This window comes from Streptomyces sp. Q6, from assembly GCF_036967205.1.
Taxonomy (GTDB): Bacteria; Actinomycetota; Actinomycetes; order Streptomycetales; family Streptomycetaceae; genus Streptomyces; species Streptomyces citrinus.
Map to the genome: position 1 here is coordinate 4,850,028 of NZ_CP146022.1, position 14,452 is coordinate 4,864,479.

12 protein-coding genes and 1 pseudogene are annotated in these 14,452 nt (G+C 71.7%); 9 read left to right on the forward strand and 4 right to left on the reverse strand.

The features are described from left to right. Nucleotides 1–11: 11 nt before the first annotated feature. Nucleotides 12–773 carry a class III extradiol ring-cleavage dioxygenase gene (locus tag V2W30_RS22800; protein ID WP_338703725.1) on the forward strand — a complete coding sequence of 254 codons (762 nt, stop codon included), beginning with the start codon at nt 12–14 and terminating at the stop codon, nt 771–773. 18 nt (nt 774–791) lie between these two features. Here V2W30_RS22800 and V2W30_RS22805 read toward each other — a convergent pair whose 3' ends face one another. Further along, entirely contained in the window at nt 792–1,358 is a 567-nt protein-coding gene (locus V2W30_RS22805) for an N-acetyltransferase family protein (RefSeq protein ID WP_338699238.1), read from the reverse strand. 163 nt (nt 1,359–1,521) lie between these two features. Here V2W30_RS22805 and V2W30_RS22810 point away from each other — a divergent pair, with 163 nt between their 5' ends. Beyond that, nucleotides 1,522–2,532 (forward strand): sigma-70 family RNA polymerase sigma factor, encoded by a 1,011-nt coding sequence (locus V2W30_RS22810; RefSeq protein WP_338699240.1) that lies wholly within the window; start codon nt 1,522–1,524, stop codon nt 2,530–2,532. Nucleotides 2,533–2,748: 216 nt separating this feature from the next. On the opposite strand, the gene V2W30_RS22815 is transcribed toward V2W30_RS22810, so the two are convergent. Next, nucleotides 2,749–3,735, reverse strand: coding sequence for a YafY family protein (locus V2W30_RS22815; protein WP_338699242.1), 987 nt, complete (start codon nt 3,733–3,735; stop codon nt 2,749–2,751). 62 nt (nt 3,736–3,797) lie between these two features. Here V2W30_RS22815 and V2W30_RS22820 point away from each other — a divergent pair, with 62 nt between their 5' ends. Beyond that, nucleotides 3,798–5,306 (forward strand): MFS transporter, encoded by a 1,509-nt coding sequence (locus V2W30_RS22820; protein WP_338699244.1) that lies wholly within the window; start codon nt 3,798–3,800, stop codon nt 5,304–5,306. A 133-nt stretch (nt 5,307–5,439) separates the two neighbouring features. Here V2W30_RS22820 and V2W30_RS22825 read toward each other — a convergent pair whose 3' ends face one another. Further along, complete coding sequence (locus V2W30_RS22825; RefSeq protein ID WP_338699246.1) at nt 5,440–6,639, reverse strand: extracellular solute-binding protein; 1,200 nt, start codon at nt 6,637–6,639, stop codon at nt 5,440–5,442. A 232-nt stretch (nt 6,640–6,871) separates the two neighbouring features. On the opposite strand from V2W30_RS22825, the pseudogene V2W30_RS22830 reads away from it, so the two are divergent. From V2W30_RS22830 to V2W30_RS22855, 6 genes and pseudogenes are all read left to right on the forward strand, one after another. After that, nucleotides 6,872–7,449 (forward strand): annotated as a pseudogene (locus V2W30_RS22830) (TetR family transcriptional regulator). A gap of 317 nt (nt 7,450–7,766) precedes the next feature. Beyond that, on the forward strand, nt 7,767–8,531 hold the full coding sequence (locus tag V2W30_RS22835; RefSeq protein WP_338699248.1) for a glucose 1-dehydrogenase: 765 nt from the start codon (nt 7,767–7,769) through the stop codon (nt 8,529–8,531). Nucleotides 8,532–8,813: 282 nt separating this feature from the next. Beyond that, nucleotides 8,814–9,575 (forward strand): DeoR/GlpR family DNA-binding transcription regulator, encoded by a 762-nt coding sequence (locus V2W30_RS22840; protein WP_338699250.1) that lies wholly within the window; start codon nt 8,814–8,816, stop codon nt 9,573–9,575. A 68-nt stretch (nt 9,576–9,643) separates the two neighbouring features. Beyond that, nucleotides 9,644–10,591, forward strand: a complete 948-nt coding sequence (pfkB, locus tag V2W30_RS22845) for a 1-phosphofructokinase (protein ID WP_338703726.1) — start codon at nt 9,644–9,646, stop codon at nt 10,589–10,591. Between the two features lie 343 nt (nt 10,592–10,934). Then, complete coding sequence (locus V2W30_RS22850) at nt 10,935–13,046, forward strand: fructose-specific PTS transporter subunit EIIC (protein WP_338699252.1); 2,112 nt, start codon at nt 10,935–10,937, stop codon at nt 13,044–13,046. A gap of 130 nt (nt 13,047–13,176) precedes the next feature. After that, on the forward strand, nt 13,177–13,434 hold the full coding sequence (locus V2W30_RS22855) for a hypothetical protein (protein ID WP_338699254.1): 258 nt from the start codon (nt 13,177–13,179) through the stop codon (nt 13,432–13,434). Between the two features lie 99 nt (nt 13,435–13,533). Here V2W30_RS22855 and V2W30_RS22860 read toward each other — a convergent pair whose 3' ends face one another. After that, nucleotides 13,534–14,298 (reverse strand): DUF6227 family protein, encoded by a 765-nt coding sequence (locus tag V2W30_RS22860; RefSeq protein WP_338699256.1) that lies wholly within the window; start codon nt 14,296–14,298, stop codon nt 13,534–13,536. Nucleotides 14,299–14,452 lie beyond the last annotated feature (154 nt).

Here is a 14,452-nt window from a genome sequence, read left to right on the forward strand (position 1 = left end):
CGCCGGAGCGCATGCCCGCGCTCTACCTCTCCCACGGTGCCCCGCCGCTCGCCGACGACGCCCTGTGGCCCGGCCAGCTCGCCGCCTGGTCCGCCGACCTGCCCCGGCCGAAGGCGATCCTGATGGTCTCCGCGCACTGGGAGGAGGCCCCGCTCGCCCTCGGCGCCACCCGCACGATCCCGCTCGTCTACGACTTCTGGGGCTTCCCCGAGCACTACTACCAGGTGACGTACGCCGCCCCGGGCGCGCCCGAGCTCGCCGATTCCGTACGCAAGCTGCTGCGCGCCCCGGGCGTGCCGGTGCAGGACGTGCCGGACCGCGGCCTCGACCACGGCGCGTACGTCCCCCTCGTCGAGATGTACCCGGGCGCCGACATCCCGGTCCTCCAGGTCTCCATGCCGACGCTCGACCCGCAGAAGCTGATGGACATCGGGCGCCGCCTCGCACCGCTGCGGGACGAGGGCGTCCTGATCGTCGGCTCCGGCTTCTTCACGCACAACCTCGCCGCGCTCCGGCAGGGCGGCATCCCGGCGTGGTCGGCGGAGTTCGACGACTGGGGACACCGGGCGCTGGACGCGGGCGACGTGGACGGACTGCTCGACTTCACGCACAAGTCCCCGGCGGGCGCCCTCGCCCACCCGCGCACGGAGCACTTCGCCCCGCTGTTCGTCACGATGGGCGCGGCGGACGCCGCCGGTGAGCTGGACAACCAGCGGTCGGTGATCGACGGGTTCTGGATGGGGCTCGCCAAGCGCTCGGTGCAGTTCGGCTGAGCGGAGTACCGAGCGGTCCTAGGGGTACTGGACGGCTGCGCGGCCGGGACCGTCCTGGCCGAGGGACTTCTCGTACCAGGCGACGTCCCAGTACGACCCGAACTTCCTGCCGACTTCCCTGTACGTGCCGACGTGGCTGAAGCCGAAGCGTTCGTGCAGGCGGACGGAGGCCTCGTTGGGCTGGGTGACGCCGGCGTAGGCGCGGTGGATGTCCTCGTCGGCGAGCGCCTCGAAGAGCGCCTTGTAGAGGAGCGTGCCGATACCGCGCCCACCCGCGCCGGGCGCGCAGTAGACGGTGACCTCGACCGACGTGTCGTACGCCGCCTTCGCGCGGAACGGGCTGGACGTGGCGTACCCGAGGATCGGGCCGGACGTCCCGTCCTCGCGTTCCTGCGCAACCAGGAGGCGGTGCCGGCCGTCTTCCGGATGGGAGAGCAGCCAAGGACGTCGCTCTTCGGGAGTGAAGACGGCCGTGTCGAAAGTGATCGGCGTCTCACGGACGTAGTGGTTGTAGAGGTCCGTGAGTGCGACGAGGTCCCCCTCGACTCCCGGCCTGACCTGCACCGCAGTGAACTCCGACGGCATCCTGTCCCCCTTCTTCGCGCGGCGTGGCGCGACAGGGTACTGCATGATCACAAAAAAGATGGGGCGGCTTGGGAATTCTGTCCGGATTCCAGTCGTTGTTTCCTTCGGAAGCAGGGCACCCGAGAGGGTGTACGAGCCGACCTACCACCGCAAGGGAGCACGCATGGCAACCCGTGCCGTAGCCCGTCGTAAGTCCGCCACCTCCGGCGAGACTGTCGCGGCACGCAGTGTTCGCGCCGTAGGCGGGGAGATCGCCGACCGCGACCTGGTCGGCATGTACCTCGACGAGATCGCGCGCACACCGCTGCTCGACGCCGCCAAGGAAGTCGAGCTGTCCCAGACCATCGAGGCGGGCGTGTACGCCCGGCAGATCCTCGACGGTGAGGTGTCCGACAGCACCGCGGCGGGTCAGGCGACCCGCGAGGAGCTGGAAGCGCTGGTCGAGGCGTCCGAGAAGGCCAAGGACATCTTCATCAAGTCCAACCTGCGCCTGGTCGTGGCGGTCGCCCGCCGCTACCCGCGCGCCGGCCTCCCCCTGCTCGACCTGATCCAGGAGGGGAACGCGGGCCTGGTGCGCGCCGTCGAGAAGTTCGACTACCGCAAGGGCTTCAAGTTCTCCACGTACGCGACCTGGTGGATCCGCCAGGCCATCACCCGCTCCATAGCCGACCAGTCCCGCACCATCCGGCTCCCCGTCCACCTGGTGGAGGAGCTGGGCCGCATCCGCCGCGTCCAGCGCGAGTTCAACCGGGAGAACGGGCGGGACCCGGAGCCCGCGGAGATCGCCGCCCAGCTCGACAAGACGACGCCGGAGCGTGTCGTCGACGTCCTGGACTGGGCCCGTGACCCGGTCTCGCTGAACATGTCGGTGGACGACGACGGCGACACCCAGTTCGGCGACCTCCTGGAGGACACGTCGGCGGTGTCCCCGGAGCAGTCCGTCCTGACGCTGCTGCGCAGCGAGGAGCTGGACGATCTGATCGGCCGGCTCGACCAGCGCACCGCCTCCATCATCAAGATGCGCTACGGCATCGTCGACGGCCGGGAGCGGACGCTCACGGAGGTCGGCAAGGAGCACGGTCTGACCCGCGAGCGGATCCGGCAGATCGAGAAGCACGCGCTCCTCGAGCTGAAGAAGCTGGCGCGGGACACGGGCTTCGACGCGGCTGCCTGACCGGCTCGGACCGGGCGGTAGAGGGCCGGGGTGTTCTGCGCCCCGGCGTCCGCCCCGGTCCTGCGCGTTCGCGGCCGCGGGCCGGTGGTCCGTCCGCGCGCGGTTCGCCGCGCCCCTGAAAGCCTGCGGCCCCGCCGCTGAGCCTTCAGGGGCGCGGCGCTCGCGTTTCACGGGCGCGAGCGACCACCCACCCGGCCCGGCGACGGGACGCCCGCTCTACGCCCGCGTCGTCGCCGCCGCCGACAGGCGCGCCCCCAGCTCCCGCACCGCCACGACCAGTTCCTCGGGACCGCGCACGCGGAAGTCGAGGCCCGTCATCGCCAGGCGGACCGCCGTCCACTCCACCGGCTGGGACACCGTCGCCCGGAGCCGGCAGCCGTCGCCCGACGGCAGGGCCACCGGGACCCCCACCACCGCCGGCACCCGCGCGGTGACCTCGTCGACCGGCGCCGCGAACTCCACGTCCATCTCGTACGTCGCCGCGCCCCGCGTGGCCACCGCGTGCCGCACGTACTCCGCCGCGTCCCCGCCCGGCACCTCTCGCGGCGCGAACCGCGCCCCCGTCGCGAACGGCTCCGACACCCGGTCGACCCGGAACGTGCGCCAGTCGTCGCGATCGATGTCGTACGCGACGAGGTACCAGCGGCGCCCCGTCGACACCAGCCGGCACGGCTCCACCAGGCGGCGCGTGGCCGCGCCGTCGGCGGCCTGGTAGTGGAAGCGCAGCCGCTCCGTGCCCGCCGTGGCGGACGCGATCACGGTGAGCGTCTCCGTCGCGATCGTGGCGCCGTCGCCCGACGTCAGCGGGATCGTCGCGGCCTGAAGCGTCGCGACGCGGTGGCGCAGGCGCGACGGCAGGACCTGCTCCAGCTTGGTCAGGGCCCGCAGCGACGCCTCCTCCACGCCCTCGACCGCGTGCCCGGCCCCGGCGCGCAGCCCCACCGCGATCGCGACCGCCTCCTCGTCGTCCAGGACGAGCGGCGGCAGTGCCTTGCCCGCGACGAGGCGGTAGCCGCCGTCGGTGCCCAGCGTGGCCTGCACGGGATAGCCCAGGTCACGCAGGCGGTCGATGTCCCTGCGGACCGTGCGGCGCGAGACACCGAGCCGGTCGGCGAGTTCGCCGCCCGGCCATTCCCGCGGCGTCTGGAGGAGCGAGAGGAGTTGGAGCAACCTGCCCGGGGTCGTGTCGGAGGTCGTCGTCATGTTTTCCAGGATGCCGTCCATCTAGGACATGAACTGACCTAGATGGCTTTTAGCTTTTCCGTATGACCTCAACAGCAGCACCGTCAGTGGACGTCGCCGACCGGCGACGCTGGTTCGCCCTCGCCATCGTGATGACGGCCGCGTTCATGGACCTCGTCGACGTCACCATCGTCAACATCGCCCTGCCGACCATCCGGCACGACGAGGGCGCGACGGACGGTCAGATCCAGTGGATCACCGCCGGATACGCGCTGGCCTTCGCCGCGCTGCTCATCACCGGCGGCCGGCTCGGCGACATCTTCGGCCGCAAGCGGCTCTTCCTCCTCGGCATCACCGGGTTCACGATCGCGTCCGCGCTGTGCGGTCTCGCGGCGAACCCCGAGATGCTCGTCGCGTCCCGGATCCTCCAGGGCGGCATGGCGGCCCTGATGGTGCCGCAGGTCCTGTCGATCGTGCACGCCACCTTCCCCGCGCACGAGCGCGGCAAGGTCTTCGGCCTCTTCGGCGCGATCGTCGGGCTCGGCGCGGTGACGGGGCCGCTGCTCGGAGCGCTGCTCACCGAGTGGAACATCGCGGGCCTCGAATGGCGCCCGATCTTCCTCATCAACCTGCCCGTCGGCATCGCCGCGCTCGTCCTCGGCTCGCGCGTCATCACCGAGTCCAAGGCGCCCAAGGCCCTGAAGCTCGACCTCGTCGGCGTCGTCCTGGTCACCCTCGCCATGCTGGCGCTCGTCTACCCCCTGACCCAGGGCCGCGAGAACGGCTGGCCGGTCTGGGGCTTCGTGATGATGGCGGCCTCCGTCGTGATCGTCGCCGTCCTCGTCGCGTACGAGAGGTCGAAGGCCCGCCGCGACGGCTCCCCGCTGATCGAGCTGTCCCTGTTCAAGGTGAAGAGCTTCGCGGGCGGCATCGCCGTGCAGACCGTCTTCGGCCTCGCGATGGGCATCTTCTTCCTCACGTGGACGCTGTACATGCAGCTCGGCCTCGGCTGGAGCGCGCTGCGGGCGGGTCTGACGGGCGTCCCGTTCTCCATCGCCGTCTCGGTCGCCGCCGGAATCTCCGTGCAGAAGCTGGTGCCGGTCTTCGGCCGCAAGGTCCTCCAGGCGGGCGCGCTGCTCCTGGCGGCGGGCGTGCTGATCTACGTGTGGGAGGCGGGCCACTACGGCCTCGGCATCACCTCCTGGCAGATGGCGCTCCCGCTGGTCGTGATGGGCCTCGGGATGGGCCTGATCGTCGCTCCGCTGACCGACGCGATCCTCTCCGAGGTGCCGCGTGAGCACGCGGGCTCGGCCTCGGGGCTGATCAACACCGTGATGCAGATGGGCAACGCGCTCGGCCTCAGCCTCGTCTCGGTCGTCTTCTTCAACGTCGTCGAGGACCACCTGCGCCAGGGCGCGGGCAGCGCCGCCTTCATCGACGGCTTCCGCCACGCGCTGCTCTGGGCGGCGGCGGTCCTGGTCGGCATCTTCCTGCTGATGTTCGCGCTGCCGAAGCACCCGGTGGTCTCCCAGCCCGGGGACGACGCCCCCGCGCAGGACGCCACCGAGCGGGAGCGTGAACTCGTCGGCTGATCCGTCGGCCCGGGAGCGGGTGCTCCTCAGGGGTTGTTCTTGAGCGGGTGCTCGTGAGCGGTTGTTCTTGAGCGGGCCCTGGTCACCTGCTCACGCGCGGGTGCTCCTGAGCAGGTGACCAGGAGCGGGTGCCTCAGGCGCTGGACTGTCCCACTTCGTCCAGCGCCTGAAGCACGTCCGCGGGCCGCCCGCCGCGGACCACCGCCCGGCCGATCCGCTGGCGCACGGCGCTCCGCACGGTGGGCCACGACTTCAGCCCCACCGGGTGGAACTCGGCACTCGGCATCTGGTCGACGAACTCCCACAGCTGCCGTTGCGAACGGTCCGCCCGCAACTGGTCCGACGCCGACATCGTCACCGGCAGCGTGGCCTGCCCGCCGCCGTACGTCTTCGCGGACCCGGTGCTGAACAGGAACGTCAGGAACGCGCCCGCCTCCTCGACATGGCCGCCCGAGCGGAACGCCATCATCCAGTCGTTGAGCCCGACCGGCGGCGCCGCGGCGCCCCCCTCCCGCTGCGGGAAGGGCGCGTGGCCGTACGAGATCCGCGCCTGGTCGGCGGCGCCGAGCAGCACCGGGTGGGCGATGAGCATGCCGACCCGGCCCTTGAGGAACTGGGCGTACGCCTCCGTCCTGGTGAGCGTCGACGGGTCGGCGCCCGCGAGCCCGGGGGCGACGAGCTCGTCGCGCAGCCAGGTCAGGGTGGCCACGTTCTCGGTGGAGGCGAAGTCGTAGCCGCCGACGTCGGAGTAGCCGCCACCGCCGGCCAGGAGCCAGGCGAGGAGTTCGTCCTCGGCGGCCTCGGGGCCGAACTGGAGCGCGTACGGGGTGGGGACCCCGGCCTCCTTCAACGCCTGCGCGCAGGAACGGAGTTCGGCCCACGACGTGGGCGCTCCGCCGAGACCGGCCTCCCGGAAGAGCGCCTTGTTCCAGAACAGGCGCGGGGTGCTGGCCAGGATCGGGACGCCGTACTGGACGTAGTCGGCCCGGCCCGCGTCGGCGAACGACGTGATGAAGTCCGCCTGCGTGGGGATCTCGAAGAGCTCGTCGACCGGATAGAGCTCGCCGGCCTCCGCGTACGGCGCGAAGATGTTGCTCTGCGCGATGTCCGGCGCGCGGCCGTCCCTGACCCGCCGCGCGAGCGTCGCGTCGATCTTGAGGAACGGGACCCGCTCCACCTCGACGGTGATGTTCGGGTGCTTCTTCTCGAACGCCTTCACGGCGTCGCCCCACCGGTCGCCGATGGCGGCGCCGACGCTCTTGTCGTAGCTCGCGACGAGGAGCCGCAGCGTGACCTTGTCGCCGTCACCGGAGCCGGAGCCGCAGCCGCTCATCGCGAGGGCCCCCGCCCCCGTCAGGCCCGCTGTCCGAAGTAGGAACCGTCGCCGCCGCACCGTGCTCGCCCCGCTCACCCGTTGACATGATCATTGCCTGGCGGTGGCAGATTGTGCCACATGGGCATACTCTGACTTCATGGCAGGGGTAGCGGACGCAGCAGGTGCGGGCGAGCGACGTGGGGCAGGGGCGGCGGCGACGCTGACGGAGCGGCGCAAGGCCGCGACCCGTCTGGACATCGCGCGCACCGCGGCCCAGCTCTTCACCGAGGACGGGCTGCGGCCCACCCGCGCCGAGGACATCGCGCGGGCAGCGGGTATCGCCCCGCGCACCTTCTACCGCTACTTCGCGACCAAGGAGGAGGCCGTCGCGCCCTCTTCGCCGCCGGCGCGCAGGAGTGGGCCGAGGCCGTCCGCGAGGCTCCCGCCGAGCTCGCCGTACCGGACGCGCTGCGGCACGCCGTCCGGCGCGCACTCACCGCGGACGACCCGGCGAACGCGGCCTCCCTGGAGTGGGTGCGCGCCCTGCTGCGCCTGACGCACGAGTCCCCGGCGCTGCGGGCCGTCTGGGCGGACACGTGCCGGGTCTCGGAGTCGACGCTGGCGCGCATCCTCGCGGACCGGCAGGCCGCCGACGGCACCGCTGCCGCCGACCCCGGCTCGCTCGCCCTGCGGCTGACGGCGGGCGTCGCGTCGACGGCGGTGCGGGTGGCGGTGGAGACGTGGGCCGCCTCCGATGCCCCGGCGGCGGGCCCCGGCGGACCCGCGGCCCTGGCACTCCGATGCCTGGAGAACGCCCGGACCTCCTGAACCCGCCTTTCCGAATCCTGCTCTCCGGGAGGTCCCGACTTCCCGGTCCTGATCTTCCGGTCTCGACCTCGTGGCCGTGACCTCCCGGTCCTGATCTTCCGGTCTTGACCTTCCGGTCCTGATCTTCCGGTCTTGACCTCCTGGCCTTGGCCTTCCGGTCCTGACCTCCCGGTCTTGACCTCCTGGCCTTGGCCTTCCGGTCCTGACCTCCCGGTCCGGACTCCCTGGCCTTGACCTTCCGGTCCTGGCCTTCCGGTCCGGGCTTCTTGATCTTGACTTCTGCATCTTGTGAATCCCCGATGAAGCGGAGCCCCCTCATGAACGACCTCACCGGCAAGACCGTCCTGATCACCGGCGGAGCGCGCGGGATCGGCGGCGAAGTCGCCCGTACCGCCATCGCCGCCGGCGCGAACGTCGTCATCGGCGACGTCCTGGACGACGACGGCAAGGCCCTCGCCGGCGAGCTGGGCGAGCGCGCCCGCTACGTCCACCTCGACGTCACGGACGAGGAGGAGTGGCAGGCCGCGGCCGCGTACGCCACCGCCGAGTTCGGCCGGATCGACGGCCTGGTCAACAACGCCGGCATCTCCACCGGCATGCCGTTCGAGACGGAGAGCGTCGAGCGGTTCCGCAAGGTCCTCGACGTCAACCTGGTCGGCGTCTTCGCCGGCATGAAGACCGTCGTCCCCGCGATGCGGGAGGCCGGCGGCGGCTCCATCGTCAACATCTCCTCCGCGGCCGGACTGATGGGCCTCGCGCTCACCTCCTCGTACGGCGCCTCGAAGTGGGGCGTGCGCGGACTGACGAAGATCGCGGCGGTGGAGCAGGGCACGGCGAAGGTCCGCGTGAACTCCGTGCACCCCGGCATGACGTACACCCCGATGACCGCCCAGGTCGGTATCCAGCAGGGCGACGGCAACTACCCGAACACCCCGATGGGCCGCGTCGGCGAGGCCGACGAGATCGCGAAGGCCGTGGTCTTCCTGCTCTCCGACGACTCCTCGTACGTGACCGGTGCGGAACTGGCGGTCGACGGCGGCTGGACCACGGGTCCGACGGTGAGGTACGTCATGGGGCAGTGATCCGCCCGGCGCGACGTGATCCGGGGTGACGTGATCCGGCGGGACGTGATCCGGCGGGACACGCATCCGCGGCGCGGGATGCCCACCTCCGGCGAGATGTGCGGTGAAGGGCCCGGCCTCCTTTTCGGAGGTCGGGCCCTTCGGCGTGCGCGCGCAGGGACCAATGCCCGTTTGTGTCTGTCGCGTGCCTGAATCTGTTTACTTTCTGGAAATCCAGTCGTAGCCTCACGATAGAGCAACACATTCGGGCACGCGCGGCGAAGAAGGCACAGGTAAACGGGCATGTACGCACCAGAGCGCCAGCAGGAGATCCTCCGCCTCGCCCGCGACGGCGGCCGGGTCGACGTGCTGTCGCTGGCCGAGGAGTTCCAGGTCACCGCCGAGACGATCCGGCGCGACCTGAAGGCCCTGGACCGGGCCGGGCTCGTCCGGCGCGTGCACGGCGGCGCCATCCCGGTCGGGCGGCTCGACTTCGAGCCCGACCTCGCCGAGCGCGAGTCCACCGCAGCCGACGAGAAGGACCGCATCGCCCGTGCAGCCCTCGCCGAACTGCCGGCCGAGGGCAGCGTCGTCCTCGACGCCGGTTCGACGGTCGCCCGGCTCGCGGCCGCGCTGCCGCTGGAGTCCGAGCTGACCGTCGTCACCCACTCGCTGCCCATCGCGGCCCGGCTCGCCGACCACCCCGGCGTCCAACTGCACCTCGTCGGCGGCCGGGTCCGCCACCGCACCCGCGCCGCCGTCGACGCCTGGGCCCTGCGCGCCTACGCCGAGATCCGCGCGGACGTCGTCTTCCTCGCGGCCAACGGATTCTCGGCCGAGGCGGGGCTGACCACCCCCGATCTCGCCGAGGCCGCCGTGAAGCGGGCCGCCGTCGCCGCCGCCCGCCGGGTCGTCCTGCTCGCCGACTCCGGCAAGCACGGCCAGGAGCACTTCGCCCGCTTCGGCGACCTCGACGACGTCGATCTGCTGATCACGGACACCGGATTCGACCCCGAGGACGCGGCGGCGATCGAGGCGAGCGGCACGGAGGTGATCCGCGCATGACCAGCCACCCCCACCGGCCCCCTGGCCTCTCTGGCACCACCCCGAGCACGAAAGCGGCGATCCGCGGCATGATCCTCACCGTCACTCCCAACCCCTCCCTCGACCGCACCTACGAGGTTCCCGGACTCGACCGCGGCGAGGTCGTGCGCGCCAGTGGCGAGCGCATGGACCCGGGCGGCAAGGGTGTCAACGTCTCGCGGGCCGTCGCCGCGGCCGGCGCCCCCACGCTGGCCGTGCTCCCGCTCGGCGGCGCCCCCGGCGCGCTCGTCGCCGAACTCCTCGACGCCCAGGGCATCGAGGTCGCGCCGGTCCCGGTCGCGGGCCAGACCCGTTCGAACATCGCCCTCGCGGAGCCCGACGGAACGCTGACGAAGATCAACGCCCCCGGCCCCGAACTCTCGGCCGCGGAAGCGGAGTCGCTGCTCTCGACGGTCGGCGCGCAGTCGGCGGGCGCCGACTGGATCGCCTGCTGCGGCAGCCTCCCGCGCGGTCTCGCGTCCTCCTGGTACGCCGAGTTGGTGGCCCGCGCGCACGCGGCCGGGGCCCGGATCGCCCTCGATACCTCGGGGCCCGCGCTCCTGGCGGCCCTGCGGATGCGCCCCGACGTCGTCAAGCCGAACGCCGAGGAGCTCGCCGAGGCCGTCGGCCGCCCGCTCGCCACGGTCGGCGACGCGGTCAAGGCCGCCGAGGAGCTGCGGGAGGCGGGCGCGGTGTCCGTCCTCGCCTCGCTCGGCGCGGACGGCCAGCTCCTGGTCGACGCGACGGGCTCGTGGTTCGCCTCGGCCCCCGTGGAGACCGTCCGCTCGAACGTCGGCGCCGGGGACTCCTCCCTCGCCGGATTCCTGATCGCGGGCGGCGCGGGACCGAAGGCCCTCGCCTCGGCGGTGGCCCATGGGGCCGCGGCCGTCCAGCTCCCGGGCAGCGCGATGCCGACGCCCCAGGACCTCCGCCCCGACGCGGTGACGCTGACGGCCGAGATCCCGCTGGACCGCGCCTTGAAGGAGCCGGTCGGGTGACCGCCGCCAGGGGCCCGGCGCTGCGCCCTCCAGCGGCTCCGCCGCGGGGCGCGAGCACCCCACCACGCCCCGCACCCGCACCCGCACCCGCACCCGCACCCGTAGACGAACGACGGATCCCGCAGCCGCACCCGCAGCAGCCGCACAGGCATCAGACGTACACGCGGCAGTCGTACACGCAGCAGCCGCACAGGCATCAGACGTGCACGCAGCAGCCCCACAAGCACCAGCGGCACGAGCACCAGCGGCACGAGCACCAGACGCACGAGCACCAGACGCACAAGCACCAGACGCACGAGCACCAGACGCACAAGCACCAGACGCACAGGCAAAGGAGCCCGCGATGACCGGCCAGATGATCACCGCGGACCTGGTCGATCTCGACCTGTCCGCCGACACCAAAGAGGCGGCGGCCCGCTCGCTGGCCGCACGCATGGTCGCCCAGGGCCGAGTGACGGACCTGGAGGGCTTCCTGGCGGACGTCGCGGCCAGGGAGGCCCAGATGCCGACCGGCCTCGACGGCGGCATCGGCATCCCGCACTGCCGCAGCACCCACGTCACCGAGCCCACCCTCGCGTTCGGGCGCGCGGCGCACGGCGTCGACTTCGGTGCGCCGGACGGACCCGCCGACCTGATCTTCCTGATCGCGGCCCCGGCGGGCGCGGACGACGCCCACCTCACGATCCTGTCCGCCCTGGCCCGCCAGTTGATGGACGAGGACTTCAAGGCGGCCCTGCGCGCGGCGACCGACGCCGAGCAGACGGCCGCGCTCATCCGGGGCGACGAGCAGCCCGCCGACTCCGCCCCGGCGGCTGAGGCGGCCGTTCCCGAGCCCGGACAGCCCGCCGGACAGTCCACCGAACAGCCCGCCGGACAGTCCACCGAACAGCCCGCCGGACAGTCCACCGAACAGCCCGCCGAGCAATCCACTGAGCTCACTGAGCGCTCCGGCGATCAGGGCACGTTCAAGATCGTCGCGGTCACGTCCTGCCCCACAGGCATCGCCCACACCTACATGGCCGCCGAGTCCCTGGAGAACACGGCCCGGGACACCGACGGCGTCGAGCTCACCGTCGAGACCCAGGGCTCCTCGGGCTTCACCCGCCTCGACCCGGCCGTGATCGCCGCCGCCGACGCCGTGATCTTCGCCCACGACGTCCCCGTACGGGAGAAGGAACGCTTCGCCGGAAAGCCGACGGTGGATGTCGGCGTGAAGGCGGGCATCAACCGCCCCGCCGAACTCATCGCCGAGGTCCGCGAGAAGGCCGCCCGCGGCGAGGTGTCCGCCGCCTCGCCGTCATCCACAGCTGTGGACAACTCCGGGGAATCCGAGGACGGTTACGGGACAAAGCTGCGTAAGTGGCTCATGTCGGGCGTCAGCTACATGGTGCCCTTCGTCGCGGCCGGTGGCCTGCTCATCGCGCTCGGTTTCGCGATCGGTGGCTACGAGGTCGCGGACGTCAAGGTCGAGACCCTCCTCAACAGCTTCGACTGGGGCTCCACGACCAGTTGGGCGGCGCTGCTGTTCTACACGGGTCAGGCGGCGTTCGCCTTCCTCGTCCCGGTGCTCGCCGGATACATCGCGTACGGCATGGCGGACCGGCCCGGTCTCGTGCCGGGATTCGTCGGCGGTTCGATCGCGCTGACGGTCAACGCGGGCTTCCTCGGCGGTCTCGTCGCCGGTCTCATCGCGGGCGCGGTGGTCATGGCGATCCAGCGGGTGAACGTGCCGGCGGTGCTGCGCGGCATCATGCCCGTCGTCGTGATCCCGCTGCTCTCCTCGATCGTCGTCGGCTTCCTGATGTTCGTCGTCATCGGCAAGCCCATCGCCTCGCTCCAGAGCGCGCTGACGGACTGGCTCAACTCCCTCTCCGGCGCCAACGCGGTCATCCTCGGCGTCATCCTCGGCCTGATGATGTGCTTCGACCTGGGCGGTCCGCTCAACAAGGTCGCGTACGCCTTCGCGGTCGGCGGGCTGGCCGATCCGACCGACGGTTCGCTCAAGGTCATGGCGGCCGTGATGGCCGCCGGCATGGTCCCGCCGCTGGCGATGGCCCTCGCCACCACCGTGCGCGGCCGCCTCTTCACCAAGGCCGAGCGGGAGAACGGCAAGGCCGCCTGGGTGCTCGGCGCGTCCTTCATCACCGAGGGCGCGATCCCGTTCGCCGCGGCCGACCCGCTGCGCGTCATCCCCGCCTCCATGGCGGGCGGTGCGGTCACCGGCGCCCTGTCGATGGCCTTCGGCTGCACCCTGCGCGCCCCGCACGGCGGCATCTTCGTGGTCCCGCTGATCGGCAACGCGTTCCTCTACCTGATCGCCATCGCGGTGGGCGTCTGCGTCTCGGCCGCCCTGGTCGTCGTACTGAAGGGAATGCGCAAGTCGGCTCCGGAGGCCCTGGTCACCGGCGAAGAGGCGCCCGCCGCACGGGAGTCGAAGGTCACGGCCGCCGCCTGAAAGCCTCGTACGGCATCTGTCCGGCACCCGTACGGCACCTATACGCCGTGCATGACGGGAACTGTCCGTTCCTGCGATATACGTCACGGTCCGGGACCAAAGTCCCGGACTGTGGTGTTCACTGGATCGCATGCCTGAGCACGTGTCGATCCTTCAGCAGATAGGCCTGGCGATTCTCGCGGTCGCCACTGTGGCATGGGTGGTCGGCCTCGTCCGCCTGGTGCGCGCCGTCGCCGCCACGCCGCCGGAGCCGCTGCCGCGCTCCCGCTCCCTGCCACTGGGCCTGCTGCCCGGACAATCGCAGGCTCCCGCCGTGGAGTCGGTGCCGCTGTCGGCCGACGAACAGGACGCTTTCGCGGGCCTGGTACGGCAGTTCAGCCGCCGGTAGCCGGTAGCGAATAGCCAGTAGCCGCTAGCGAATGGCCGGTAGCCGGTAGCCGGTAGCCGCTAGCCAGTAGCCATACCGGTAGTCGATGGCCGGTGGCTCCTACTGGTGGCCCTGGCTGCATCCGGTGCGGCGCTCGATCGCCGCGCGTGCCGCCTGCTGCGTCAGGTAGACCTCGCACATGTGCCGGCCGTCCGGTGTCGCCGTGTGCTCGACCTCCCAGAGGCTGACCTCGCACCCGTCGCGCAGCAGGAACGCGTGCTCGTACAGCGCGAAGCCATGACTTATACGGCGGCCGAACGCCTGCGTGATCTGGTGTGCGCACGCCTCCCGCAGCAGCCGTGCCGTGCCCGGCCCGGGGCGGGTCGTCGCGTCCGGGTTCTCCGCGCGGCGCAGCAGCCTGCGCGCGTGGTCGACGGAGCTGTCCGGGTCGGCGGGGCCGAACGTGCGGCGCTGTGGCGGGACCGGCGCCAACTGCACCGGGGCGATCGGGGCCTGGAGGTCGAACGCGGGCGCCGCCTCCGGGGGCAGCGGCAGCCGTCCCGTCGCCAGATGGAGCTCGTCCTCGGTGACGTACACCTCGTGCTGGGGCAGGCCGTCGCGTCCCGTGTTGTGCACGAGCTCCCACAGCGTGCGCGAACTGCCGTCGGCGAGCAGCCAGGTGTGCCGGTACGTCTCGCGGTGCAGGCCGGCGCTGTGGTGCGCCGAGTGCAGCGACGTGTCGTAGGCGAGTGCCGTGTCGAGCAGCCGCAGAGTCTCCTCGGGCAGCTCGAAGGAGTTCAGCGCACGACCGAGCAGACGGGCGAGTTCATCGTCGGGCGCGGCTTCGGGAGCTGTGGTCGGCTCGAAGTCGTACGGAACGCTCAAGGCACCTCCCGGCATCGCTGCATGTCACCTTGTGGGTGCATACCGTAGCCCCTGGGTCCGACATCATGTCCTCGAAATCGCAAACGGGGAAGGGCAATTGGGCAACGTGCCTGCACAACGCGTCGGCCGCGCGGGAGGTTCCCGCACGGCCGGT

Coding starts and splice junctions, on each gene's coding strand:
- V2W30_RS22800 (WP_338703725.1), top strand. CDS start 12: ATGCCCGCGCTCTACCTCTCCCACGGTGCCCCGCCGCTCGCCGACGAC.
- V2W30_RS22805 (WP_338699238.1), bottom strand. CDS start 1,358: ATGCCGTCGGAGTTCACTGCGGTGCAGGTCAGGCCGGGAGTCGAGGGG.
- V2W30_RS22810 (WP_338699240.1), top strand. CDS start 1,522: ATGGCAACCCGTGCCGTAGCCCGTCGTAAGTCCGCCACCTCCGGCGAG.
- V2W30_RS22815 (WP_338699242.1), bottom strand. CDS start 3,735: ATGACGACGACCTCCGACACGACCCCGGGCAGGTTGCTCCAACTCCTC.
- V2W30_RS22820 (WP_338699244.1), top strand. CDS start 3,798: ATGACCTCAACAGCAGCACCGTCAGTGGACGTCGCCGACCGGCGACGC.
- V2W30_RS22825 (WP_338699246.1), bottom strand. CDS start 6,639: ATGAGCGGCTGCGGCTCCGGCTCCGGTGACGGCGACAAGGTCACGCTG.
- V2W30_RS22835 (WP_338699248.1), top strand. CDS start 7,767: ATGAACGACCTCACCGGCAAGACCGTCCTGATCACCGGCGGAGCGCGC.
- V2W30_RS22840 (WP_338699250.1), top strand. CDS start 8,814: ATGTACGCACCAGAGCGCCAGCAGGAGATCCTCCGCCTCGCCCGCGAC.
- pfkB (WP_338703726.1), top strand. CDS start 9,644: ATGATCCTCACCGTCACTCCCAACCCCTCCCTCGACCGCACCTACGAG.
- V2W30_RS22850 (WP_338699252.1), top strand. CDS start 10,935: ATGACCGGCCAGATGATCACCGCGGACCTGGTCGATCTCGACCTGTCC.
- V2W30_RS22855 (WP_338699254.1), top strand. CDS start 13,177: ATGCCTGAGCACGTGTCGATCCTTCAGCAGATAGGCCTGGCGATTCTC.